This window comes from Microbacterium sp. dk485 (genome assembly GCF_004570445.1).
Lineage (GTDB): Bacteria > Actinomycetota > Actinomycetes > Actinomycetales > Microbacteriaceae > Microbacterium > Microbacterium wangchenii.
In genome coordinates, this window is record NZ_SPQW01000001.1 from 645,403 (window position 1) to 668,055 (window position 22,653).

The 22,653-nt window shown below is 71.7% G+C and carries 17 protein-coding genes; 14 read left to right on the forward strand and 3 right to left on the reverse strand.

The annotated features are described in order from the left end of the window. Genes E4V99_RS03020 through E4V99_RS03030 form a run of 3 tightly spaced genes read left to right on the forward strand, consistent with a single transcriptional unit; the run spans position 1 to position 3,418 of the window. Complete coding sequence (locus E4V99_RS03020) at positions 1 to 942, forward strand: oligopeptide/dipeptide ABC transporter ATP-binding protein (protein ID WP_135063542.1); 942 nt, start codon at positions 1 to 3, stop codon at positions 940 to 942. Next, positions 939 to 2,315 carry an MmgE/PrpD family protein gene (locus tag E4V99_RS03025; RefSeq protein ID WP_167747727.1) on the forward strand — a complete coding sequence of 459 codons (1,377 nt, stop codon included), beginning with the start codon at positions 939 to 941 and terminating at the stop codon, positions 2,313 to 2,315. The genes E4V99_RS03020 and E4V99_RS03025 overlap by 4 nt, the downstream gene beginning before the upstream one ends. Further along, positions 2,312 to 3,418, forward strand: coding sequence for a CapA family protein (locus tag E4V99_RS03030; RefSeq protein ID WP_135063538.1), 1,107 nt, complete (start codon positions 2,312 to 2,314; stop codon positions 3,416 to 3,418). Before E4V99_RS03025 ends, E4V99_RS03030 begins: the two co-directional genes overlap by 4 nt. Before the next feature lie 43 nt (positions 3,419 to 3,461). Here E4V99_RS03030 and glmS read toward each other — a convergent pair whose 3' ends face one another. The 3 genes from glmS to E4V99_RS03045 all read right to left on the reverse strand — a co-directional run bounded on the left by glmS (position 3,462) and on the right by E4V99_RS03045 (position 8,111). Beyond that, a complete protein-coding gene (gene glmS, locus E4V99_RS03035; RefSeq protein WP_135063536.1) occupies positions 3,462 to 5,312 on the reverse strand; it encodes a glutamine--fructose-6-phosphate transaminase (isomerizing) in 1,851 nt (616 codons plus the stop codon). Between the two features lie 490 nt (positions 5,313 to 5,802). After that, complete coding sequence (locus E4V99_RS03040; protein ID WP_135063534.1) at positions 5,803 to 7,557, reverse strand: DUF4012 domain-containing protein; 1,755 nt, start codon at positions 7,555 to 7,557, stop codon at positions 5,803 to 5,805. A gap of 5 nt (positions 7,558 to 7,562) precedes the next feature. After that, positions 7,563 to 8,111, reverse strand: a complete 549-nt coding sequence (locus E4V99_RS03045) for a hypothetical protein (RefSeq protein WP_135063532.1) — start codon at positions 8,109 to 8,111, stop codon at positions 7,563 to 7,565. Positions 8,112 to 8,531: 420 nt separating this feature from the next. Here E4V99_RS03045 and E4V99_RS03050 point away from each other — a divergent pair, with 420 nt between their 5' ends. The 11 genes from E4V99_RS03050 (at position 8,532) to E4V99_RS03100 (ending at position 22,642) form a co-directional block, all read left to right on the forward strand. Next, complete coding sequence (locus E4V99_RS03050) at positions 8,532 to 10,076, forward strand: sugar transferase (protein ID WP_135063530.1); 1,545 nt, start codon at positions 8,532 to 8,534, stop codon at positions 10,074 to 10,076. Position 10,077: 1 nt separating this feature from the next. Then, positions 10,078 to 10,947: a WecB/TagA/CpsF family glycosyltransferase gene (locus E4V99_RS03055; RefSeq protein WP_135063528.1), complete on the forward strand. Its 870-nt coding sequence runs from the start codon at positions 10,078 to 10,080 to the stop codon at positions 10,945 to 10,947. A 219-nt stretch (positions 10,948 to 11,166) separates the two neighbouring features. Next, positions 11,167 to 12,996 (forward strand): glycosyltransferase family 2 protein, encoded by a 1,830-nt coding sequence (locus E4V99_RS03060; RefSeq protein ID WP_135116378.1) that lies wholly within the window; start codon positions 11,167 to 11,169, stop codon positions 12,994 to 12,996. A gap of 222 nt (positions 12,997 to 13,218) precedes the next feature. After that, complete coding sequence (locus E4V99_RS03065; protein WP_135116379.1) at positions 13,219 to 13,791, forward strand: hypothetical protein; 573 nt, start codon at positions 13,219 to 13,221, stop codon at positions 13,789 to 13,791. A gap of 5 nt (positions 13,792 to 13,796) precedes the next feature. Continuing rightward, entirely contained in the window at positions 13,797 to 15,104 is a 1,308-nt protein-coding gene (locus E4V99_RS03070) for an MFS transporter (protein ID WP_135117204.1), read from the forward strand. Further along, positions 15,101 to 16,123 carry a hypothetical protein gene (locus tag E4V99_RS03075; RefSeq protein WP_245233105.1) on the forward strand — a complete coding sequence of 341 codons (1,023 nt, stop codon included), beginning with the start codon at positions 15,101 to 15,103 and terminating at the stop codon, positions 16,121 to 16,123. The genes E4V99_RS03070 and E4V99_RS03075 overlap by 4 nt, the downstream gene beginning before the upstream one ends. Beyond that, positions 16,120 to 16,668 carry a VanZ family protein gene (locus E4V99_RS03080; RefSeq protein WP_135116380.1) on the forward strand — a complete coding sequence of 183 codons (549 nt, stop codon included), beginning with the start codon at positions 16,120 to 16,122 and terminating at the stop codon, positions 16,666 to 16,668. The genes E4V99_RS03075 and E4V99_RS03080 overlap by 4 nt, the downstream gene beginning before the upstream one ends. Continuing rightward, complete coding sequence (locus E4V99_RS03085; protein WP_135116381.1) at positions 16,661 to 19,171, forward strand: DUF4082 domain-containing protein; 2,511 nt, start codon at positions 16,661 to 16,663, stop codon at positions 19,169 to 19,171. Before E4V99_RS03080 ends, E4V99_RS03085 begins: the two co-directional genes overlap by 8 nt. After that, positions 19,168 to 20,412 carry an exopolysaccharide biosynthesis GT4 family glycosyltransferase EpsE gene (gene epsE / locus E4V99_RS03090; RefSeq protein WP_135116382.1) on the forward strand — a complete coding sequence of 415 codons (1,245 nt, stop codon included), beginning with the start codon at positions 19,168 to 19,170 and terminating at the stop codon, positions 20,410 to 20,412. The genes E4V99_RS03085 and epsE overlap by 4 nt, the downstream gene beginning before the upstream one ends. Positions 20,413 to 20,449: 37 nt before the next feature. Next, positions 20,450 to 21,862 (forward strand): O-antigen ligase family protein, encoded by a 1,413-nt coding sequence (locus E4V99_RS03095; RefSeq protein ID WP_135116383.1) that lies wholly within the window; start codon positions 20,450 to 20,452, stop codon positions 21,860 to 21,862. Positions 21,863 to 21,865: 3 nt separating this feature from the next. Continuing rightward, positions 21,866 to 22,642 carry a chain-length determining protein gene (locus tag E4V99_RS03100; protein ID WP_135116384.1) on the forward strand — a complete coding sequence of 259 codons (777 nt, stop codon included), beginning with the start codon at positions 21,866 to 21,868 and terminating at the stop codon, positions 22,640 to 22,642. Positions 22,643 to 22,653 lie beyond the last annotated feature (11 nt).

The following is a 22,653-nucleotide window of genomic DNA, read 5'->3' on the forward strand; positions in this document are numbered from 1 at the left end:
ATGCCGCTGCTGGAGGTGAGCGACCTGACCAAGCGCTTCAAGGTGCCCGGGGGGAGCGTGGAAGCCGTCTCAGGTGTGAGCTTCTCCCTCGAACGTGGCGAGACGCTCGCCCTCGTGGGAGAGTCAGGATGCGGGAAGTCCACCACCGGGCGCGCCCTGCTGGGCGCACCCGGCCCGGATGAGGGGACGATCGTCCTGGACGGCGTGACGCTGTCCGATCGCGCGGCGTCCCGGCGGCGCGACGTGCAGATGATCTTCCAGGATGCGCGGGCCTCGCTGAACCCCCGCCGCCGCGTCCGCGATCTCGTCGCCGAAGGGCTGCGGATCGCCGGCGTGCCGAGGGCGGAGACGCGCACCCGCGTGGACGCCATGCTGCGTGCGGTCGGTCTCGACCCCGACCGCGTCGGGGACCGCCGCGCCGCGGAGTTCTCAGGTGGCCAGTGCCAGCGCATCGCGATCGCCCGCGCGATGGTCATGGAGCCCCAGGTGCTCGTGTGCGACGAACCGGTGGCATCGCTGGACGTGTCGGTGCAGGCCCAGGTGGTCAATCTCCTGCAGGACATGAAGGAGAGTTACGGGCTCGCGATGCTGTTCATCTCCCACGACCTCTCGGTGGTGCGCAGCATCAGCGACAGGGTCGCGGTCATGTATCTGGGGCGCGTCGTGGAGATCGGAGGCGTGGATGAGCTGTACGAGAACCCCGGGCACCCGTACACGCGAGCGCTGCTCGACTCCGTCCCCGCACCTGACCCTGCCGCCCCCTCGCGGGGCGCGGCGCTGACGGGAGACCTGCCTTCGCCGATGTCACCGCCGAGCGGCTGTCGGTTCCGGACCCGGTGTCCGCTCGCCCAGGATGTGTGCGCGACCGAGACTCCCACCCTGCGGCGCACCGCGGCGGGACAGCTCGCCGCATGCCACTTCAGCGAACTCGTGGCCGCGTGAGGGGGGCGACCGCCGAGCTGGCGGAATGGGCGGCGAGCCTCCGTATCGAAGATCTGCCCGACAGCGTCATCGATCGTGTCCTGGCGCACACGCTCGACACCGTCGGCGCGATCCTCGTAGGTGCCACGCAGCCGTGGACGCGCACGGTGGCCGAGTACGCGTCCGTCGAGTCGCCGACCGGCAGATCCCGCTCCGCGGCGCTCGATCGCACGCTCCGTCCCGAGTGGGCCGCCCTCATCAACGGCACGGCGGCGCACGGTTTCGAGATCGACGACTACGCCCTGCCCGGGCTGTCGCACCCCGGCAGTGTTGTCGTGCCGAGCGCGTTCGCGCTGGGTGAGGACCGGGGGATCTCGGGCCGCGCGCTCATCGTCGCCCTCGCCGCCGGGTTCGAGTCGATCGTGCGGTTCGGTGAGGCCTGCACTCCTTCTCTGACCAGCCACCGCGGATTCCACGTCACAAGCGCGCTCGGGGTCTTCGGCTCGGCAGCCTCCGCTGTCAGCGTCCGTGGGCTGACTGCGGAACGGGGCCTGGCCGCGCTCGGAATCGCCGCCGCGCACGCGAGCGGCACGACGGAGTTCACGAGGACCGGGGGCGACATCAAGCGGCTGCACGCAGGCATGGCGGCGGCGGCCGGCATCCGCTCGGCGGCCCTCGCCGCGGGCGGGTTCACCGCTCCCCTCGCCGCCATCGAAGGCGAACGGGGGTTCCTCGCGGCGTTCGTGGAACAGGCCCGCCCCGAGCAGCTGACCGCGCAGCTCGGGCACCGCTGGGCGCTGGACGGCCTCGCACTCAAACGCTGGTGCGTGTGCGCCGGAATCCAAGCGCCGCTGGCGGGGCTGGACGCGATCCTCCGCGAGGGCGACATCCGGCCCGAGGACATCACGGCGATCGAGGTCGGGGTCGACCGCGCGACGCTGGCCCACGTGGGTCACATCGGCGGCTCGCCCCGCGACATGACGGAGGCGCAGATGAGCCTGCACCACGCCATGGCGATGCGCCTGGTCGCGGGTGGCAACGACCCCCTGCACTACACCCTCTTCGAGCAGGGGCTGGATGTCGGGGCCCAGGCGGACCGGGTCTCCCTCCACGTGGATGACACCGCGGAGGAGGCCTTCCCCCGCCGCCTGCTGGCCTCGGTCACGGTGCGCACCGCCACCACGACCGCCACCACCGTCCGCGCCGAAGCGCCCGGCACTCCCACGACCCCCATGGATCGCGACGCGCGACTGGAGAAGTTCCACGCGCTCGCCGACCCCCTCATCGGCGAGCGCGATGCGGTCCGCCTCGTCGACGCGGTCGACGCGCTCCGAGAGGACGGGCCGGTCTCGGTCGTCCTCGCTCACACCCGAAAGGCACAGCACACCGCATGATCCGTTTCACCGCCGTCGGCGACGTCGGGCCCGAGCGCCCCGACGTCGACAGTCTGTTCGAGAAGGTCGCCGCGCACGTGCGCGCGGCGGACATCGCGTTCATGCAGCTCGAGATGACCCTCACCCAACGCGGGCAGCGCGTCCCGCAGACCAAGCACACCTCACGGACGCACCCGGATGCCGCTGCGGCCTTCCGGCGCGCGGGCTTCACCCACGCCGGCTGGGCGAGCAACCACTCGCTCGATTGGGGGACCGAGGGCTTCTTCGACACGATCGACGCGCTCGACGCGGCGAGCGTGGTACCGCTCGGCGTCGGGCGGGATCTCTCCGAAGCCCGCCGGATCCGGATCGCCGAGGCCGACGGGATCCGCGTCGCGATCCTGGCGTACTGCAGCATCCTCCCGGCCGACTACTGGGCCACGGCGCAGCGTCCGGGCGTCGCCCCCCTCCGCGCCTTCACGGTGCACGAGCCGATCGAGCCGGACCAGCCGGGCACCCCGGCACGGATGCACACCTTCCCCCATCCGGACGACCTCAGCGGCATGGTGGCGGACATCCGCGCCGCGCGGGAGATCGCGGACGCCGTCATCGTGTCGGCGCACTGGGGTATCCACTTCAGCTACGCCGAACTCGCCGATTACCAGCGCGTGGCGGGGCGGGCGGCGATCGACGCCGGCGCCGACCTGGTCATCGGCCACCACGCCCACATCCTCAAAGGCGTCGAGATGTATCGCGGGAAGGCCATCTTCCACAGCCTCGGCAATTTCGCGATCGAGCTGCCGATGGATGAGGAGCACGCCCAGCGACCATCATTCCGGCACCTGCTGTCCCTGCACCCCGGCTGGGAGCCCGACATCGGCGGGATGTTCAACTTCCCGCCGGATTCACGCAAATCGATCATCGTGGACTGCGACATCGACGAGAGGGGCGTGTCGGGGGTGCGCCTGCGTCCGGTGTGGATCGATCGGATGGCCGTGCCCGAGATCCTCGCTCCCGACGACCCGCGCTTCGCCGAAGTGGTGGACTACCTCCGCGGCGCCTCGTCCGCGGCCGGACTCGACACCACCTTCACGGTGGACGGGGACGAGGTCCGAGTGTCCTGACGCGGGGGCGCTCCGCCCCCGCGGCCGGGACTCCGCCCGCGGTCTACTCGACCGTCACCGACTTGGCGAGGTTCCGCGGCTGGTCCACGTCCAGGCCCTTGGCCGTGGCCAGGCCCATCGCGAAGATGTGCAGCGGCACGACGGCCAGGAGCGGCTCGAACATGGGCGCGGCCAGCGGGATGCGCAGCACCTCGTCGGCGACGGGCAGCACGGCGGCGTCACCCTCCTCGGCGATCGCGATGACGCGCGCGCCGCGGGCGCGGATCTCCTCGATGCTGGAGATCACCTTGCGGTGCATGTCGCCGCTCCCGCGGGGAGACGGCACCACCACGAAGACCGGCTGACCGGCCTCGATGAGCGCGATCGGGCCGTGCTTGAGCTCGCCGGCGGCGAAGCCCTCGGCGTGGATGTAGGCGAGCTCCTTGAGCTTGAGCGCGCCCTCCATGGCGATGGGGTAGCCGACGTGGCGGCCGAGGAAGAGGACCGATCGCGTGTCGGCCATCCAGTGCGCGAACTGCGAGATGCGCTCCTGCTCGGTCTCCAGCACGCGCACGATCTTGCCCGGGATCGCCTCGAGCTCGGCGACGTTGTCGGCCAGCTGCTCGGCCGAGAGCGTGCCGCGCAGGCGCGCGACGTGCAGGGCCAGCAGGTACAGCGCGGTGATCTGCGCGACGAAGGCCTTCGTGGAGGCCACGGCCACCTCGGGGCCGGCGTGGGTGTACACGACGGCGTCGGACTCGCGCGGGATGGTCGCGCCCTGCGTGTTGCAGATCGACAGCGTCTTGGCGCCCTGCTCGCGGGCGTACTTGACCGCCATCAGCGTGTCCATCGTCTCGCCGGACTGGCTGATCGACACCACGAGCGTGTTCGGGGAGAGCACCGGGTCGCGGTAGCGGAACTCGTGGGCGAGTTCGACATCGACCGGCACGCGGGTCCAGCTCTCCAGGGCGTACTTTCCGACCATGCCGGCGTACGCGGCGGTGCCGCACGCGATCACCAGGATGCGGTCGATTCCTCGCAGCAGGTCGTCCATGCCGTCCAGCTCGGGGATCTCCACGCGGCCCTCGTGGATGCGGCCGAGGAGGGTCTTGGCGACCGCCTCGGGCTCTTCGGCGACCTCCTTGGCCATGAACGAGGACCAGCCGCCCTTCTCGGCGGCCGCGGCATCCCACGTCACCTCGAACGGTTCGACCTCCACCACGGACCCGGCGAAGTCGGTGACCTCGACGCCCGTGGGGGTGATGACGACGATCTGGTCCTGCCCGATCGCGAGGGCGTTGCGCGTGTGCTCGACGAAGGCGGCGACGTCGGAGCCGAGGAAGTTCTCCCCGTCGCCGAGGCCGATCACCAGCGGTGAGTTGCGGCGAGCCCCGACGACCACGCCAGGGGAGTCCTGGTGCATCGCCAGCAGCGTGAAGGCGCCCTCCAGGCGCGCGACGACAGCGCGGAAGGCCTGCGCGAGGTCGCCGGTGGCGGCGTACTCGCGGCCGAGCAGGACGGCGGCGACCTCGGTGTCGGTGTCGCTGCGGAAGGAGAACCCCTCCCCCACGAGTTCGGACTTCAGCTCGGCGAAGTTCTCGATGATGCCGTTGTGGATCACGGCGAGCTTGCCGTCGTCGGCCAGGTGCGGGTGCGCGTTGACGTCGGTGGGGCCGCCGTGGGTCGCCCACCGGGTGTGCCCGATGCCGGTCGTGCCGTCCGGCATCGGCCGGTCGACGAGGTCGTCGCGCAGCACCGCGAGCTTGCCCGCGCGCTTGCGCATGCCGAGGCCGCCCTCACCGTCGATGACGGCGATGCCGGCCGAGTCGTAGCCCCGATACTCCAGTCGGGCCAGCCCCGACATCAGGATGTCCTGGCTCTGTCTCGGGCCGACATATCCGATGATTCCGCACATAACCCCTCATCCTAAGCGGCGGAGTCTGAACGCCTTCCGGACGACGCGGCCGCGTCGCGGCGTCGCGTGCGCCCGTCGGTGGGAGGGCGCGGGCCCCCTCGAGCCACCGGTGGGACTGGGGACAGGAGAGGGCCCACTGCTCCGATGCGGACCCGCGGAATCGCTTGGGGAAACGACCCGACCAAGACTGCTGGGGACAGCCCGGGAACCGCATCGGAGGCACGGTCAGTGTACTGCACGGCACCAGGAGCGAAACGGGATCTTCGCCATGCGTGTCGGGCGAGCCGTCCCGGTTTGTATCTGGTGCAGTCGTGGGGGCGGTTGTATCGTGAAAGCTCGACCGAACGGTGGTCGCGAAGGGGCCTCGGGGCGAGGCGCTGCCACGGTCCGGCCGGCGCGAGGAGTGACTGGGGAGAACGCTCCCGCAGCATCGAACCCTGTGCGCGGCAGGCGTCTCACCGGCCGTGCACGGGGTTCGATCTCGCAGCGGTCAGCCGTCGCACGCCGGCGCGGCGAGCACCCGCACCGGAACCGGTTCGAGCATCGGAGTGTGCAGCACGACGGGCGGAACCGCCGCGCCGCCGGACAGCAGGAAACGGAATTCCACCGTTTCGGCCTGACCGGGCGAGACGTTCACGCGGACGGCGGTGACCGAGCGCGTACCGTCGAGGGCCTGCGCCGCGGGCTCGGCGCCCTTCATCCCGGTCACCCCGGCCGGGTCGGCGCCCGGTGGCGCCGCGACGGTCACGTTGGTGCCGATGTCGCCCACCGCCGTCCCCCACAGCCCGCCGCCGGTCATGCTCAGCGGCAGGTCGAAGACGGTGTCGACCGGCGCCGTGTTGGCCAGCTCGACGCGCACGAGGGCCTCCGCCGGGCCGTCGCCGCACGCGCGGACCTCGACCTCGACCGCCGCGCCGAGGTAGCTGCCCATCTTCCCGCCCGTGGCGTCGTTGAAGTACACCGCCCACGCGTCGTCGCCGGCCGCCTCCAGGCGCGCCCTGGGGCCGCCCAGCGCGGACGCGGCCAGCGCGTCCTGCTCGGCCGGCACGGCGCTCCACACCGAGATCCGCCCCTCCGCGATCACCGGCGCGAGCGCGTGGGCCCACGCCAGCGGGTCGGCGTCGGCGGTCAGCGCCGGGAGCACCGCCGCGGTGACCTGCTGCAGGTAGGCGGTCTGACCTTCCGCGTCCAGGTGCAGATACGGCTCGACCAGCAGCCGGTGCACGAGGTCGTCGGCGCTCAGCTGCGTGCCGTCGGGCAGGGCCACCGGCCCGTGCGCGGCCAGGAGCGCACGCAGGACGAGCGGATCGATCGCGACCACGGCGTCCGGGGTCACCCCGTACGCCGACTGCCACCACGCCGAGGCGAGGCCGGCGGATGCGGCGAAGTCGGGGGTCATCGTGGCGTTCTGCACGAAGCGTCCCACCACGTCGCCGTACAGCGCCGTGGCGGCATCCGGGACCGGCGCGATGGCCGCATCCCGCGGTGCGAACGCGCCCGATTCGGCCTGGCGCACGAGGGTGAGCCCGCCGTCTTCGGCGTGCAGCTGAACGAAGCTGCCCGTGATGCCGCCGCCGGTGCGCACCTCGGCGGTGTTCTGCAGCATCACGAGGATCTCGCGCGGGCCGTCGGCGCCGAGCAGGCCCGGCGCCACGGCGCCCGCCTGGGCGAACCCCTCGACGACGCCGGCGCCGGCGTCCAGGGCGCCGCGCAGGCGCGTGACGCCGTCGGCCAGCGGCGGCAGGAGAGCGTCGGCGTCCACGGCGTCGACGGCATCACGCGCCGCGAGCATCGCCGCCGAGGCCTTCGCCAGAGGTTCGGACGCGTCGGCGAGGGCGCGCGGGTCGCGGCGCTCCTGGAGGGAGCCCGCGGCATCCAGCACCGGGTCCACGACGGAGCCGGCCACCGTGGCCAGCTGCTGCGAGACGGTGCGCACGGCGGTGAGGTTCGGGCCGAGGCCGGGGACGGCCTCGAAGAGGGGCCACAGCGCTCCCGTGGTCAGCTCGTGCGCGCGGTCGGCGTGCGTCCGGAAGCGGACGGAGACCTCCCGGGCGGCGTCGAAGTCGCGCGCGGAGACGGCGGAGCCGAGCTCGTCGGCGAGCGGGACGACGGCGGCCAGCTCTTCGGTCGCCTGCCACGCCTGCACACCCACCCATCCGGTCGCGGCGACGGCGAGCACCGCCGCGCCGCACCCCGTGAGCACGAGCGTCCGCCGCCGCCGCCTCCGAAGGGCGACGGATGCCACGCCCGTCAGCTCTCGCGTCGGCGACGCAGCATCGAGACAGCGATGCCAGCCGCCAGGAGGGCGACTCCCACCGCGCCGAGCGCCGGGACCCACGGCTCGAGCCCCGTGAACGGCAGCGTCACCGGAAGCGCGGCCATGGCGCACGCGCTCGAGGCCAGCGGCACCCGCAGTGCGGGTGCGCCGGAGGGCTCCAGCTGGATGGTGGCGCTGGCGGACGGATCGGCGGCGGCCAGTGCCGCCGCATCCGCTGGCACACGGACCTCTCCCGACGTCGTGCCCTCGGTCACCTCGCCCAGAGACACCGTCTCGGTGCGGCCTCCGGACTCGACGACGAGCAACGCCGTGGCGGCGACGGATTCGTCGTCGGCCGCCGTCAGCTGCACGCGGTAGTCGAGCCACGGATCGCCGGAACGGCACTCCATGGCCACGGCTGAGCCGGCCAGCGTGGCGGTCGACGGGTCGACCGGTGTGTATCTGGACTCTGTTGCGACGCCGGCCGTCACGGGTGCTCCCATAAGCACCCCGACGAACACGGCCGCTGCGATGGATCGCATGCGGATTGCCCTCCCCAATAGGCTCGCAGACTCTCAACTCCCCAGTGGAGTGCCTGCAGGTTCGAGACTGTAGCGCGAATCCGGCGAGAACGGAAACACATCCGACACGCCGATGGTGAACGGGGACTTCCGCGCAGCTCGAACCTGTGGTTGTATTCATCCCGCACCAGGCATCGCAAGATGTCGAGGACGCACAGCCGAGGGGTCGGCAGTGCGTGACCTCCCGATCTGGGGTCGGGATCAGGGTCACCTCGGGTGCACTCAGCGGGATCACGCCCGCTTACTGGGGAAATTGGGGACGACGTCCATGGGGAGACGTTATTTGGCGTACCCGCGCACCGTCGGAGGTGTGCGGCTGCGCATCATCGACGGTGCGCGGGGACGCGTACCGCGGGCGCTGAAGCGTTCGAGGACGCGGTCATGACCGCCGTCGACATCGCCGCGCCGGGCCTTTCGCTGCCCGCCGTCGACGCGGCCGACTTCACCGTCGCCCGCCCGGCCGGGCCGGCTCTGGGCGTCGGTCCGCGGGCCATCCCGTCGCTGGAACGCCGGCTGCTGTGGGAGCGGGCGTACCGCGTACGCCTGACCGTCACCGATTCGATCGTCGTCGCCGTCAGCACGTGCGCGGCGTCGCTGCTGCAGCTGGCGACCCTCGCGCCCGGCTCGCTCGCGCAGGATCCGTGGATCCCCGCCCGCATCCCACTGGCCACAGCCCTCGTGTGGCTGCTCATGCTCGCCGCCTTCCAGAGCCGCCAGCCCCGCATCACCGGGGCCGGCAGCACCGAGTACAAGCGCGTCGCGCACGCCACCGGCCTCGCCTTCGGCATCATCGCGATCGCCTTCATCGTCTTCCAGTGGCAGGGGCTGCGCAGTCAGCTCGTCATCGCCCTGCCCATCGGCCTGCTCGGCCTCCTGGTCGCACGCTGGCGCTGGCGCCACTGGCTCGTGGCCCAGCGCCGCGCGGGCCGGTACGTCTCCCGTGCGATCGTGGTGGGCCGCCGCCCCGACGTCGCGCACGTCATCGGGACGCTGCAGCGCGACGAGCAGTGCGGATTCGACGTCGTCGGCACCGCCCTGGAGGGCGATTCCGGTGCCGAACTCACCGTGCGCGCCCGCTCGTACCGCTCGTTCGGCACTCCGGATGCGGCGGCGCGCGTGGCGCGCGACCTCGGCGCGGACACCATCATCGTCGCCAGCCACCTCGACGATCCGGACGCCATCCGGAGCCTGGGCTGGCAGCTCGAGGGCACCGCGGCCGACCTGGTCCTCTCCAGCCGGCTCACGGATGTCGCCGGTCCCCGCATCTCGCTGCGTCAGGTGGTGGGGCTGCCGCTGATCTCGGTGCGCATCCCGACGTTCGACGGCGCACGTCACGCGTTCAAGCGGGCCCTGGACATCGGCCTGGCCGCTGTCGCGCTCATCCCGATCGGCCTGGTCACGCCCCTGCTGGCGCTGCTGATCGCGCTCGATTCACCCGGCGGCGTCTTCTTCCGCCAGCGCCGCGTCGGCCAGGACGGCCGTGAATTCGACATGGTCAAATTCCGCACCATGCGTGCGTCCGCCGAGAGCGAGGTCGCCGGCCTCGCGGCGGGAAGCGACGGCGCCGGCCCGCTGTTCAAGCTCCGCCACGATCCGCGGGTCACCCGCGTCGGCGCCATCCTGCGCAAATACTCGCTCGACGAGCTGCCGCAGTTCTGGAACGTCCTGCGCGGCGACATGAGCGTGGTCGGGCCCCGGCCGCCGCTGCCCAGCGAACTGGGCGGTTACGACGAACCCGTCTTCCGCCGGCTCTACATCAAGCCCGGCATCACGGGGCTCTGGCAGGTCAGCGGACGCAGCGACCTGTCGTGGGAGGAGAGCGTGCGGCTCGACCTCCACTACGTCGAGAACTGGTCGGTCATGACCGACCTCATGATCATCGTCCGCACGGCGAAGGTCATGCTGCGCGGGACAGGAGCGTACTGACATGACCCTGCACAAGCCCACTCCGGCCGCGACGAAGCGGCAGAGGGCCTCCGAGGCGGTGCCCGCCCCGGCCACCGCGCCCGCCACGGGGCATTCGCATCGGCTGGACGACGTGCCCAGCATCGACATCGCGGCGTGCCCCGTGCACGTCACCGACGAGGCCGGCGCACTGCGGGTCATCACGGATGCGGCCAGTCGCCCGCATCCGGCCCCCCTCGCCGTCTCCTCGATCAACCTCGACCACGTGCATCACTTCGGCGACGGCCGACGCCGACTGGGCGCCGGCGACGTGGAGTGGCTGCACCTCATCGACGGCGCGCCGATCGCCCACCAGGCCCAGCGCGTCGTCCACGCCGACGTGCCGCGGCTCGCGGGCAGCGACCTCATCGTCCAGATCCTCGACGACGCCGACCGCCGCCACCTCTCCGTGGCGGTGCTCGGCGGCTCTCCCGAGGTCAGCGCGCCGCTGCGCGAGCGCCTGGCGCGCATGTGGCCGGGCCTGCGTTTCACGGGGCACTGGACCCCGCCGCGCGAAGAGATCTCCGACCCGGCGCGCTCACGCGCGGTGGCCGGGGAGATCCGCGACAGCGGCACCGACATCCTCATCGTCTGCCTGGGCAAGCCCCGGCAGGAGGAGTGGATCGACACCTATGGCTCGGCCACCGGCGCAGGCACGCTGCTGGCCTTCGGGGCCGTCGTCGACTTCCTGGCCGGGCGCGTCTCGCGCGCCCCGCGCTGGGTCGCGGCGGCGGGCTTCGAGTGGATGTGGCGGCTCATGCTCGAGCCACGGCGACTTGCCCGCCGGTATCTCATCGAAGGACCGCCGGCCTATCTGGCCGTGCGGCGGTCGCATTCCCCCACGCGGGCATGAGCTGCCACTTGACCGAATCGTCGCTGTGGGGACTCCGTCCCACCCGACGCACATCGTCCGGGCGGGTGTGCCCCTCACCCGTCCGGGCTTCCCCCCGCGGCGGATGACGACGCGATCCCGGGGCCGAAGGGACGAACCGGCGCGCGAGCCAACGGCGCGCCGGTTCGCCGCGCCACCGGTCGGAGCCAGCATCCACCCGAAGAAGAAAGGACGGCGTCCGTGAGCGACAGCCGACGAGCCGACGACCGCGGATTCGACCGAGGCGACGCCTTCTCCCCCGACGGGGCCGTGGCGGTCGCCGTCGTGATCGTCTCCTACAACAGCGCTGACGACATCCGGCACCTGCTGCCGGACCTGCGCCGCGAGGCGCGCACGATGCCGCTGCGGGTGATCGTCGCCGACAACTCCTCGACCGACGGGACACTGGCGATGCTGTCGGAGCACACCGATGTGCTCTCCGTCCGCACCGGAGGGAACCTCGGCTACTCCGGGGCCATCAACGCCGCGATGCGCCACGTCGGCGAGACCGAGGCCATCCTCGTCCTCAACCCCGACCTGCGTCTGGACGCCGGATCGATCCCGCGGATGCTGCGCCGTCTGCGCAGCGACTCGCGCATCGGCGCGGTCGTCCCGCTGCTGCGCGAAGAGGACGGCTCCGTCTACTTCTCGCTGCGCCGCGAGCCCACGGTCCTGCGGGCCGCCGCCGACGCCGTCATCGGGCGATTCTGGCAGCGCCGTCCTGCCCCGCTGTCGGAGTACGTCCGCGACCCGCGTGAGTACGCGTGGTCGCACCCCGTCGACTGGGCCACCGGCGCCGCGCTCCTCCTGTCCGCCCCTGCCGCCGCGGTCGTGGGCGAATGGGATGAGCGCTTCTTCCTCTACTCCGAGGAGACCGACATCCAGCGGCGCCTGCGCGACGCCGGCTGGCTCGTGTGGTTCGAGCCCGCCGCCGGGGCGACGCACCGCCGCGGCGGATCCGGTGCATCCGCCGATCTGAACGCTCTGCTGACGGTCAATCGTGTCCGCTATATGAAGAAGCATCGACCGCTTGTGGCCGGCGTGTTTCGCGCCGCCGTGATCACCGGCGAGCAGCTGCGCCGCTCGCCGGGCAACGCACGCTCGCGCTGGGCACTGTGGAGCAGCAGGCGGTGGGCCGCCCTGCCCCACGCACGGAGGGATCCCGTCCCACTCGACGCGTTTCCGCGCGCCTCCATCGTGATCCCCGCCCATCAGGAGGCTGCGGTCATCGGGCGCACGCTGGAACCTCTCGCCCTCTTGGCCGCTGCCGGCCGGCTCGAGATCGTCGTCGTGTGCAACGGCTGCACCGACGACACCGCCGAGCGCGCGCGCGCCTACGCCGGTGTGCGTGTCATCGAGACGGAGGAGGCGTCCAAGACCGCCGCCCTGAACCTCGGCGACGCGCATGCGACGGCGTGGCCCAGGTTCTACCTCGATGCCGACATCGTCGTGCCGCCCGCCGCCCTCGGCCCCGTGATCGCAGCGCTCGACGGCGGCACGGCACTGGCCGGTCGCCCGTCGTTCCGGCTCGACGTCCACGGCGCCTCCCCGATCGTTCGCGCGTACTACCGGGCGCGCGAGCGGATGTCCTCGACGTCCGCGGCCCTGTGGGGTGCCGGCGTGTACGGAGTGAGCCGCGCCGGCCACGCCCGCATCGGGAGCTTCCCCCCGGTCACCGCCGACGACCTCTATGTCGACGGCCTGTTCGGGCCGGAGGAGAAGACGTTCCCGGTCACGGAGCCGGTCATCGTGTCGGTGCCGCGGCGTACGAGCGCCCTGCGACGCGTCCTCATCCGGATGCGGCGAGGACCGGCGGAGCAGGGGGTCGACACCGGTTCGTCGACCGCGCGCGAACTGGCCCGCAGCGTCCGCGGGCCGCTCTCGGCCACGGATGCCGCCATCTACGCCGCGTTCGCACTGGACGCCCGTCGCAGCGCACGGGAAGCCGGCCGGCATGGCGCGGCCGGGTGGGAGCGCGACGACTCGTCGCGGGGGGCCGGCGCTGCCGGCTCGCTCGTGGACGCCGGATGACGGCGCGGCGCCCGCGCAGCCGGTGTGGACACCAATCCCGCCCGCGCTGTTCCCCTCACGGAGGGGAACAGCTAGACTCCCCCCGAAGCGGCGATCAGGTTCCGGGGGGAATCGATCGTCTTGGGGCATAGACACGACCGCGCTCGAGCTGCGTCGTCGTGTGGGGACTTGGGGATTGGCTCGATGGGGATATCTGCGCGTTCGCGCATTCTGACTCCGCGTATGCGGGTCGCACTGGCCGTCACGGCGGCACTCGTCGCGCTCGGCGCCGTCTGGAGCGCGTGGCTCCTGCTGTCGCCGGCACCGCCGACGTCACAGGCGACCTCGACCATCGCGCCCACACCGGGACCGGTCCCGAACGCGACACCGGAGACCGGCAGTGAGGTCCTGCCGCCGGACGCACACGCGGTGCCGGAGGATCGACTGCCGGCTCTCGAGCCCGCAGCCCCGCGCATCGCCGCACCGCTTCCCCAGTCCGCCTCGGCCGAGAACGCACTCGTGGACGGCTATCCCGGCGACCTGGGCGCGCCGTTGGAGGGCTCGGATGTCCTGGACTCCTCCCTCGCCGTCGAGGGCGAGGTCCTCCAGTTCACGCTCGTCGCGCGCTCGGACGCCTCCGGCAGCGACGTGGCCGCCCAGTACGCCCAGCGGTGGGCGGGCATGGGGCTGGCGCCGGCACCGCAGACCGGTACCGCGACGTCCTACCGCGACGCCTACTCCTCCGTGACGGTGGCCGCCGACGAGTCGGGCACGGGAACCGTGTACACCCTGTACGGCGTGCTGAGAGCCGGGTGAGCGCGATGTACATCTCCCTCACCAACACCCCCGCGCCCGATGGCGAGTCCACCGACCCCGGGACAGATGCCCGCCCTCCCGCGCGCCGCCGTGCCGGCGTGCGGACGGTGTCATCCACGGTGATCACCCTGGGCGTCGTGTCGCTGCTCACTGACATCTCCTCCGAGTCGGTGTCGGCCATCCTGCCGCTGTACATCACCGGCGTCCTGGGGCTCTCCACGATCGCCTTCGGCGTGCTCGACGGCCTGTACCAGGGCGTCAGCGCACTCGTGCGCATCGCCGGCGGCTACACGTCCGACCGCATCGACCAGCCCAAGTGGGTCGCCTTCACCGGCTACGCTCTGGCAGCCGTGGCCCGCGTGGGGCTCCTGTTCGGCTCGGGCTTCGCGGCGCTGACCGCCGTCATCACCGCCGATCGCATCGGCAAGGGCATCCGCACGGCGCCGCGCGACGCGCTGATCACGGCGGCGAGCGACCCGGCGAAGTTGGGCACGGCGTTCGGGGTGCACCGGATGCTGGACAACATCGGCGCCGCGCTCGGGCCGCTGATCGCGTTCCTCATCCTCCTGGTGATCCCGGACGGGTACCTGACGGTGTTCGTGGCGTCGCTGGCCTTCGCCACCGTGGGCGTCGTGATCCTGGGCCTCGTCGTCCCGAACGTCCGCACGCGCCGGCGGGAGACCCCTCCCCCGGGCGCACCGCGCGCTCGGCGGCCGCGCTTCGCGTGGGCCGTGATCACGCGGGGTCCGATGCGGCGAGTGCTGGCCGCAGCGGGCCTCCTCGGTCTCATGACCATCGGCGACGGCTTTGTGTACCTCGTGCTGCAGGCGCGCAGCGATTTCGCCGCGCAGTGGTTCCCGCTGCTCTACGTGGGCACCAACGTCGCCTTCCTCGCCTTCGCGATCCCGCTCGGGAAGCTCGCCGACCGGATCGGCCGGGCACGGGTGTTCGTGCTGGGCCACTTGGCTCTCCTTGCCACCTATGTGATCGCGGCGCTGCCGATGGCGGACGTCGCCGCGACGATCCTGTGCCTGCTGTTCCTCGGCGCGTTCTACGCCGCGACCGACGGCGTGCTCGCGGCGCTGGCCGCGCAGCTGACCAGCCCCGAGACGCGCGGAACGGGCATCGGGGCGGCGCAGACGGTCGTGGCCGTCACGCGATTCGTCGCGGCTGCGGGTTTCGGCCTGCTGTGGTTCGCGGTGGGGCGGGAGACGTCGATGCTCATTGTGGCGGGGCTCCTGGCCGTCGCGATCCCGCTCATGGCCGTCGTGCTGCGCCCGCTGCTGGTCGCTCCGAAGGCGGCGGCGACGTGACCGATCGGATGAAGTGGATCGTCGTGTCCACCGTGGCCGCCGTCGCACTCGCGGCGACGTCGCTCGTCGGGCTGTTCGCGTGGCAGCAGCACCAGGCGCGCGCGGCCGCACCCAGCACGGTCGATACGGCGGGCGAGGGCGTGTCCGGCGACCACGTCGTGTTCCGCAACACCGCGCCGGGGGCCGGGTACGGCCATGTCGCCCGGGTCGGGCTGGGCGAGCCGACCGGCGCCCGCACCGTCGACGACCTCACGTGCGACCGCGTCGATGCGACGACCCGCGTGCTGTCGTGCCTGCGGATCGAACGGGGGATCGTGCCCGCGTACTCGGCCTCGCTGTACTCCGCCGACGGCGAGCCGCTCGCGCAATGGCCGCTCCCGGGCATTCCGAGCCGCACGCGCCTGTCGGCGGACGGTTCCCTCGTCGCCACCACGTCGTTCGTGACGGGGCACTCGTACGCCGCGGTCGGGTTCTCCACCGAGACGGTCATCCGCACCGCCCGAGGTGAGAGCCTCGGGAATCTCGAGGATTGGACGCTCGTCATCGACGGCGCCACCTCGACGGCCCCCGATCGCAACTTCTGGGGCGTCACCTTCCTCGACGACGAGACCTTCTACGCCACGGTGGGGCTGAGCTCCGCCGGGCGCACGCACCTGGTGCGCGGCGACATCGCCGACCGCATCCTCACGGCTGTCGCCGAGAACGTCGAGTGCCCGTCGTTGTCGCCCGACGGCACGCGGGTGGCGTTCAAGCAGCTCGCCGGTGGGGCCGGCGCGAGCGCGCACTGGACACCCGCCGTGTACGACCTCACCAGCGGGCAGGTCACCGTGCTCGCGGAATCGCGGAGCATCGACGACCAGATCCAGTGGCTCGATGACGACACGATCCTGTACGGGATGCCGCGGGCGGATGCCGTCGGCGACACCGACGTGTGGCGGCTGGCGGCCGACGGCTCCGGCGACCCGGAGATCTTCATCGAGCACGCGTGGTCGCCCGCGGTCGTGCGGAGCGGATCATGACCGCCGTGCGGACGGCGGGACGGCCGGCCCCCCGCGCCGCGGACGGCACGGTTCAGCGCGCGATCTGGGTGGTGTCGGCACTGGCCCTGTACGTCGCGGTCGCTGCGGCGATCCTCCTATCACCGGTCTCGCCGGAGCGGCTCGTGGCCGCTGCCACGGCCTGGCTGCGCGACGACGTCGGGCTTTCCACGGTGCGGCAGGGCTGGGTGGAGTTCGCCGCGAATGTCGCTCTGTTCATCCCCCTGGGCGCGCTGATGGTGATCGCGTCACGCCGTGCGTGGATCGGTCTGGCCCTGGCGGCGCTGATCTCGGCGGGCGCCGAACTGGCGCAGGCGATGCTGCCGGAGCGGACCGCGAGTGCCCGCGACGTCATCGCCAACGTCGCCGGCGCGGCGCTCGGGGCCGCCGCCGTCGCCGCGGCGAGATGGATGCGGGCCCATGAGAAGACCATGAGAACAGGTCGGGGACGCACGCAACACTGGTACGGTTCCGACAGGGGCGTCCAACGCACGTCAACGAGCCGTGGAGCGCCCCGACATGACTAACTCATCCCCTTCTGTCTCTCTGCGCCGGCGGAAGACCCGCCTGGCCATCCTGCTTGCCGCCATAGCGACGGCCGTCGTGATCGTGGTTTCGCTCGTTTCCCCCCGCTCCGGGACCGATCCGGGTGAGGCGGCCGCGGCAACCCCGGCCGGCGTCAGCGTGTTCGGAGAGAACGCGACGCCTCGGACCTCGCCCACGGACGAGGAGACGGTCGGGACGGTGGCGCTGTCGGCGGCCACGAGTGCAGCGGCGGCCACCGGAGCATTCCCAGAGGACACCACTCCGCAGAATCCGGTCGACCCCGACCGGGCGTCCGTCGAGCTCGGACTCCGGTTCACGCCGAGGGTCGACGGCACGGTCGCGGGAATCCGCTTCTTCCGGACGCCGGCCAACGCGGGCCCGCACGTGGGCACGCTGTGGAGCGGCACGGGCGAAGTGCTCGCCCGGGTCTCGTTCCCCGACTCCAGCACGACCGGATGGCACACGGCGGAGATCTCGCCGGCCATCGCCGTCACCGCCGGTACCCCGTATGTGGTGTCCTATCTCGCGCCGAGCGGACGCTACGCCGCCGACGAGCACGGATTCGACGTCGGGTCCGACACCGACGTCCTCGACATCCCGCGGGGCGCCGGCGTCTTCGCGTATGGCGCCGGTGTGTTCCCGACGGAGAACCACCGCAACTCCAACTATTACGTGGACGTCTCGTTCGTTCCCGGTGGAGACCCCACCGATCCTGAAGAGACGCCGGAGCCGCAGCCGACCGCGACCTCCGGTGCGCTGCCGGAGGACCTCGAGCCGGAACAGGATGCCGATCCGGACAGGTCCACCGTGGAGGTCGGGATGCGGTTCACGCCCAAGCAGGACGGGACGGTCACCGCGCTGCGCTTCTACCGCTTCGACGACAACCCCGGCCCGCACCGCGGAACGCTGTGGAACGCCGACGGCACCGTGCTGGCACGCGCGGAGTTCCCCGCCGAGGGTGAGGCCGGATGGCAGACGGTCGAACTCGAGGAGTCCGTCGCTGTCCGCGCCGGCGCCGAGTACGTCGTGTCCTACTTGGCGCGCCAAGGCCGGTACGCCTCGGATGAGCACTACTTCGACAGCGGAGTGGAGAACGAGTACTTCTCCGTCCCGGTGGGAGCGGGGGTGTACGCGTACGGCAGCAACACCTTCCCGGCGCAGACGTACAACAACTCGAACTACTACGTCGACGTGCGGTTCGCCCCGGCGGCGACACCGCCACCCGGCGAGCCGACGGCCAGCCCTTCGCCGAGCACTCCCGCACCTCAGCCCTCTCCGTCGACCTCGCCGTCCGCCACCCCGACGCCGTCGCCCTCCGCCACCGCCCCCGACGGCACATCGGTGCTCGACCTGCCCACCGAGCCGTGGTGGGGAGGCCCGCAGTACTACGCGCAGTGGGACAAGGCCGAGGCCGCGGGATGGACCGATCCGTCGTTCTTCCCGATCTCGGTCTTCTTCGGCAAACCCTCCCAGACCGCCCGTCTGGCCGCCATGGGCATCAACACCTTCATGGGCGCGGAGCACGACGGCTCGCGCGTCTCCGCCATCACGCGGCACGGCGTCTCGCTGATCGCGCAGGACGAGTGGACCTCCGCGGAGGTCGGCTCCGACCCGGGCGTGGTCGGCTGGCACGTGAGCGACGAGTGCGAGATGGGTCTCGGCGGCTGCGCGAGCACGGGCGAGGAGGGGAGCCTCGAGATCCAGAAGCGATTCGTGGCGGACCTGCGCGCCAAGGACGACGGTCGTTTCCTGCAGGCCAACTTCGGCAACGGCGTGCTCGGCACGTACTGGTCGCCCGAGACGATGGACGATCACCTCGCGCTCATGGACGTGACGAGCGTCGACAAGTACGCCTACACCAGCCCGCACGTGCAGGATCTCTTCCGGGGGTCGCCGTTCTGGCCGGACGGACGCGATCCCGCCTCGTCCGGGGCGTATGGCTGGCAGCAGGATCGCATGGAGGGCTACATGTCGCCCGTCGCCTCGCAGCCGAACTGGGTGTTCGTGGAGACGGCGAAGCCGTATCTCATCGAAGCAGGCGCCACGACGATCACGGTCGAGCAGATCCGTGGCGCGGTGTGGAATGCGATCATCCACGGCGCGGCCGGCATCGCGTACTTCCAGCACAACAACAACGGCTGCGGCAATTACTCCCTGATCGATTGCGGAGCGCAGCTGCAGGAGGGCGTGGGAGCGGTCAACCAGCAAGTGGCCGACCTCGCACCGGTGATCAACACGCCCAGCTACAGCTGGACCTTCGGGGAAGGACTGGAGACCGCATTGAAAGCGCACGACGGCTCGGCGTACATCATGGCCATGACCGACGGCGGCACAGGCGAGCGCACCTTCACGCTGCCAGGCGGCCTGACCGGACCGATCGAGGTGGTGGGAGAGGACCGGACGCTCACGGCCACCGACGGCGTCTTCTCCGATGGGTTCGCGGCCGAGAACACGGTGCACATCTATCGGGTGGAGATCGGATGACGCCGCCCGCTGCGACCCCGACGCTCGCCTACCTCGTGCCGGAGTTCCCCGGACAGACGCACACGTTCTTCTGGCGCGAACTCGAAGCGCTCGACGCGGCCGGGGTGGACGTAGACCTCCTCTCGACGTCTCCGCCCACCTCCGGCGCCGGCCACCCGTGGCGGGATGCCGCGACAGCGCGCACGAGCTACCTGTCACGACCCTCCGCCGCCGACGCCGGCCGCGCGGCCGGGGTCCTCGCGCGCGCCGTCGGCGCAGGACGTCTGCCGGCCGCGCTGCGCCGCGCCGGCGGCGGCGTGCGCGAGCGCGGCGTCGTCCTCCTCGCCGCCGCCGTGCTGGCCGCGCGCGCCCGGGCGCGCGGATGGCGCCACGTCCATGTGCACTCGAGCGCCAACTCGGCACGTGTCGCCATGGTCGCCGCCGCGCTGGGCGACATCACCTACAGCGTCACGCTGCACGGTCCGCTCGCCGACTACGGACCGGGACAAGCCGACAAGTGGCGCCACGCTGCGTTCGGCCTCGTCATCACGGAGCGGCTGCGGGTGGAACTGGCCGCCGCGCTGGGCGAGGATCTCGTCGAGCGCGTGCGCCTCGCGCCCATGGGGATCCGCCTCGCCGACACCGAGCGATCCCGCCCCTACGAACCCTGGACCGGTGAGGGCCCAGCCCTGCTGTTCAGCTGCGGGCGGTTGAATCCGGCGAAGGGGCACGATACGCTCATCCGCGCCGTCAGCGTCCTCGTCGACGCTGGTGTGCCGGTGCGTCTCGCGATCGCCGGCGAGGACGAGCAGGGCGGGGACGGCTACCGCGCCCGCCTGGAGGGCCTCATCGATGAGCTCGGGATGCGCGCCCACGTGCGCCTGCTCGGCGCAGTAGGCGAGGACGTCGTGCGCGCGTCGCTCGAGGAGGCGCACGTGTTCGCCCTGGCGAGCCGCGGCGAGCCGCTGGGGGTCGCGATCATGGAAGCGATGGGGGCGGCCGTGCCCGTCGTCGTCGGCGATGGGGGCGGCGTGCGGGAGCTCGTCGCCCCCGGCACCGGGCTTCTCGTAGACCCCGCCGAACCCCGCGCGATCGCCGACGCGGTGCGCCGCCTGCTCATGGCGCCCGAGGAGGCGCGCGCCGTGGGCGAGCGAGCGCGCGCCCACGTGCGCGCCCGTTTCACGAGCGAGGCGAGCGCGCGCGTGCTGGCGGACGCCGTCGCCGAGCTGCACGGGGCACGACGGAGGGTCGTGGGGACGTGAGCGGGGCGAGACGGAGACCGGCCGGGGGGCAGCGACGATGACGACGACGTACGAGGGGCACGGCGGCCACCTGCGGACGAGGGCGCGGCGCGCGGGTTCGCGCTTCACCTACAGCCCGATGGCAGGCGTGCCCGGCGACGTGCCGCTCCTGCTGTGCGTCGCGGCCTTTTCAATCTTCTTCTTCCCTTCGAGCATGGTCATCGACGTCATCGGCGCGGCCGGGACGGTGCCGATGATCCTCGCCTGCCTGCTGCTGGCCTTCTGGATCGCCTCGTGGGTGTGGAACCTGCACCGGCCGGTTCCGCTTCGCTTCCCGGGCCGCGCGGCCGGCGTCATGTTCTTCCTCGCAGTGGCCGGATCCTATGCGGCCCTCCACGGGGGCTGGATCGGGCGCACGGATTCGACGGCACTCGCGGCCGCCGACCGATGGATGATCCTCGTCGCCGCCTCCCTCGGACTCATCCTCGCCGCCGGCGAGACCGTGCGCACGATGGCGGACGTCCTTCAGCTGACCCGCTGGATCCTTGCCGGGGCCTTCTTCTCCTGTCTCGTAGGCCTCGTCCAGTTCACCTTGCAGATCAACCCGATGGAGTGGGTGCAGACGGCGATGGCCGGCTTCACCTACAACGGCGGCGACACCCCGTTCCAGCAGCGCGGCAATCTTGTGCGCGTGGCAGGCAGCACCTTCCACTCCATCGAGTTCGCCGTGGTCAGCGCGATGCTTCTGCCACTGTCGATCTGGCGCGCCCTGCATGATCCGCGGGGACGACGCTGGTTCCACTGGCTGCAGACAGCTCTCCTGGTCTTCGGTATCGCTTCCACCGTGTCGCGCTCGGGCACGCTCGCCGCCGTCGTCGCGATCGGCGTGTCCGTGCCGTTCATGCCGCGCGCCGCCCGGCGCGTGGTCCTCATGACCGTCCCCGTCGTGATCGCGTTCCTCTTCTTGGCCGTTCCCGGGTTCCTCAGCACGATCCTGGGCGCTCTGACCGCGGACAACTCCGATCCCTCGATCGCGACGCGCACGAACAACTTCCCGCGGGTTGTCCGGATGGTCGACGAGCACCCGTGGTTCGGCCTCGGCCCTGGTAACTACCGGGCCGAGAACGCGCTGCAGATCCTCGACAACCAGTACCTGAACGCCGCCGTCAGCCTCGGGCTCGTGGGCCTCGCCTTCCTCGTCGTCTACCTCTGGCTGCCGACCGTCACGACCACGCTCGCGGCGCGCGCGGCCCGTGCGCCGGCCCTGCGATCGCTCGCTGGCGCGCTGGCCGGGGGGCTCGCCGTCGCGGCCGTGTGCTCGGTCACCTTCGATTCGCTTTCTTTTCCCGTATTCGCTCTGCTGTATCCCCTGCTCGTCGGCTTGGCGGGCGGGGTCTGGCGAATGGTGCAGGCCGAGCCGGGGTTCCTCGGCCGGTCGGCACCGTTCAGGTCTCACAACTTGGGGGCATGAGACATGGATCCTGTTGCAGTACTTCGCACCGTGTGGCGGCAGAAGTGGTTCGCCTTGCCGGCGCTCCTCATCGCGCTGGGGGCGGCGATCTTCGTGTACGCGGAGGGACCGAGGTCATACGACGCATCGCAATCCTTCGCGCTGGCTAATCCGCAGGTGCCGACGGAGAAGGAGATCGATGCCGACCCGTCTCTGCTCGAGCTCAACTCCGACAACCCGTACCTGCGTTCGTCGGACCCGAACCTCGTCGCGAACGTCGTGATCACGCGACTGAGTTCGCAGGAGACGGCGGACCGTCTGGAGACCCTCGGTCTTAGTACCGACTACACGGTGGACGCGGGCGCCTTCGGTGGCGGGCTGGTCGTGTCCATCTCGGCAGCCGGGGAGACCCCGCAACAGTCGCTGCAGGCGGTCGGCGAGCTCGGCTCGCTCCTGCAGTCGTATCTCCGTGAGGTGCAGACCGTCAATGGTGCAGACGAGCGCTACCTCTTCACGGCGCTCACCGTCTCCGCACCCAGTACGCCCACCGAGCAGCTATCGAGCCGCCTGCGTACGGTCGTCGTCGTCGGCATCGGCGGCCTGATCCTCGTCTTCGGCGCCATCTCCCTAGGGACCTGGGTGGACAACGTGCGCGCGCAGCGCCGGATCCGCGATGCCCGGAAAAGCGCGGAGCCGGCCGACGACCCGGCTGGAATCACCGCCGGACGGCGCGTCCGGCACCTCCGTTACACGCCGCTCGACGCGACCGTGATCGTGCACGGAGAAGCGCGCCAGAGGTGATGCGGCACGGT

What these genes read in the sequence shown, in the direction of transcription:
- E4V99_RS03020 (WP_135063542.1), top strand. Translation starts at nt 1, where the DNA reads ATGCCGCTGCTGGAGGTGAGCGACCTGACCAAGCGCTTCAAGGTGCCC.
- E4V99_RS03030 (WP_135063538.1), top strand. Translation starts at nt 2,312, where the DNA reads ATGATCCGTTTCACCGCCGTCGGCGACGTCGGGCCCGAGCGCCCCGAC.
- glmS (WP_135063536.1), bottom strand. Translation starts at nt 5,312, where the DNA reads ATGTGCGGAATCATCGGATATGTCGGCCCGAGACAGAGCCAGGACATC.
- E4V99_RS03045 (WP_135063532.1), bottom strand. Translation starts at nt 8,111, where the DNA reads ATGCGATCCATCGCAGCGGCCGTGTTCGTCGGGGTGCTTATGGGAGCA.
- E4V99_RS03050 (WP_135063530.1), top strand. Translation starts at nt 8,532, where the DNA reads ATGACCGCCGTCGACATCGCCGCGCCGGGCCTTTCGCTGCCCGCCGTC.
- E4V99_RS03055 (WP_135063528.1), top strand. Translation starts at nt 10,078, where the DNA reads ATGACCCTGCACAAGCCCACTCCGGCCGCGACGAAGCGGCAGAGGGCC.
- E4V99_RS03065 (WP_135116379.1), top strand. Translation starts at nt 13,219, where the DNA reads ATGCGGGTCGCACTGGCCGTCACGGCGGCACTCGTCGCGCTCGGCGCC.
- E4V99_RS03070 (WP_135117204.1), top strand. Translation starts at nt 13,797, where the DNA reads ATGTACATCTCCCTCACCAACACCCCCGCGCCCGATGGCGAGTCCACC.
- E4V99_RS03080 (WP_135116380.1), top strand. Translation starts at nt 16,120, where the DNA reads ATGACCGCCGTGCGGACGGCGGGACGGCCGGCCCCCCGCGCCGCGGAC.
- E4V99_RS03085 (WP_135116381.1), top strand. Translation starts at nt 16,661, where the DNA reads ATGACTAACTCATCCCCTTCTGTCTCTCTGCGCCGGCGGAAGACCCGC.
- epsE (WP_135116382.1), top strand. Translation starts at nt 19,168, where the DNA reads ATGACGCCGCCCGCTGCGACCCCGACGCTCGCCTACCTCGTGCCGGAG.
- E4V99_RS03095 (WP_135116383.1), top strand. Translation starts at nt 20,450, where the DNA reads ATGACGACGACGTACGAGGGGCACGGCGGCCACCTGCGGACGAGGGCG.
- E4V99_RS03100 (WP_135116384.1), top strand. Translation starts at nt 21,866, where the DNA reads ATGGATCCTGTTGCAGTACTTCGCACCGTGTGGCGGCAGAAGTGGTTC.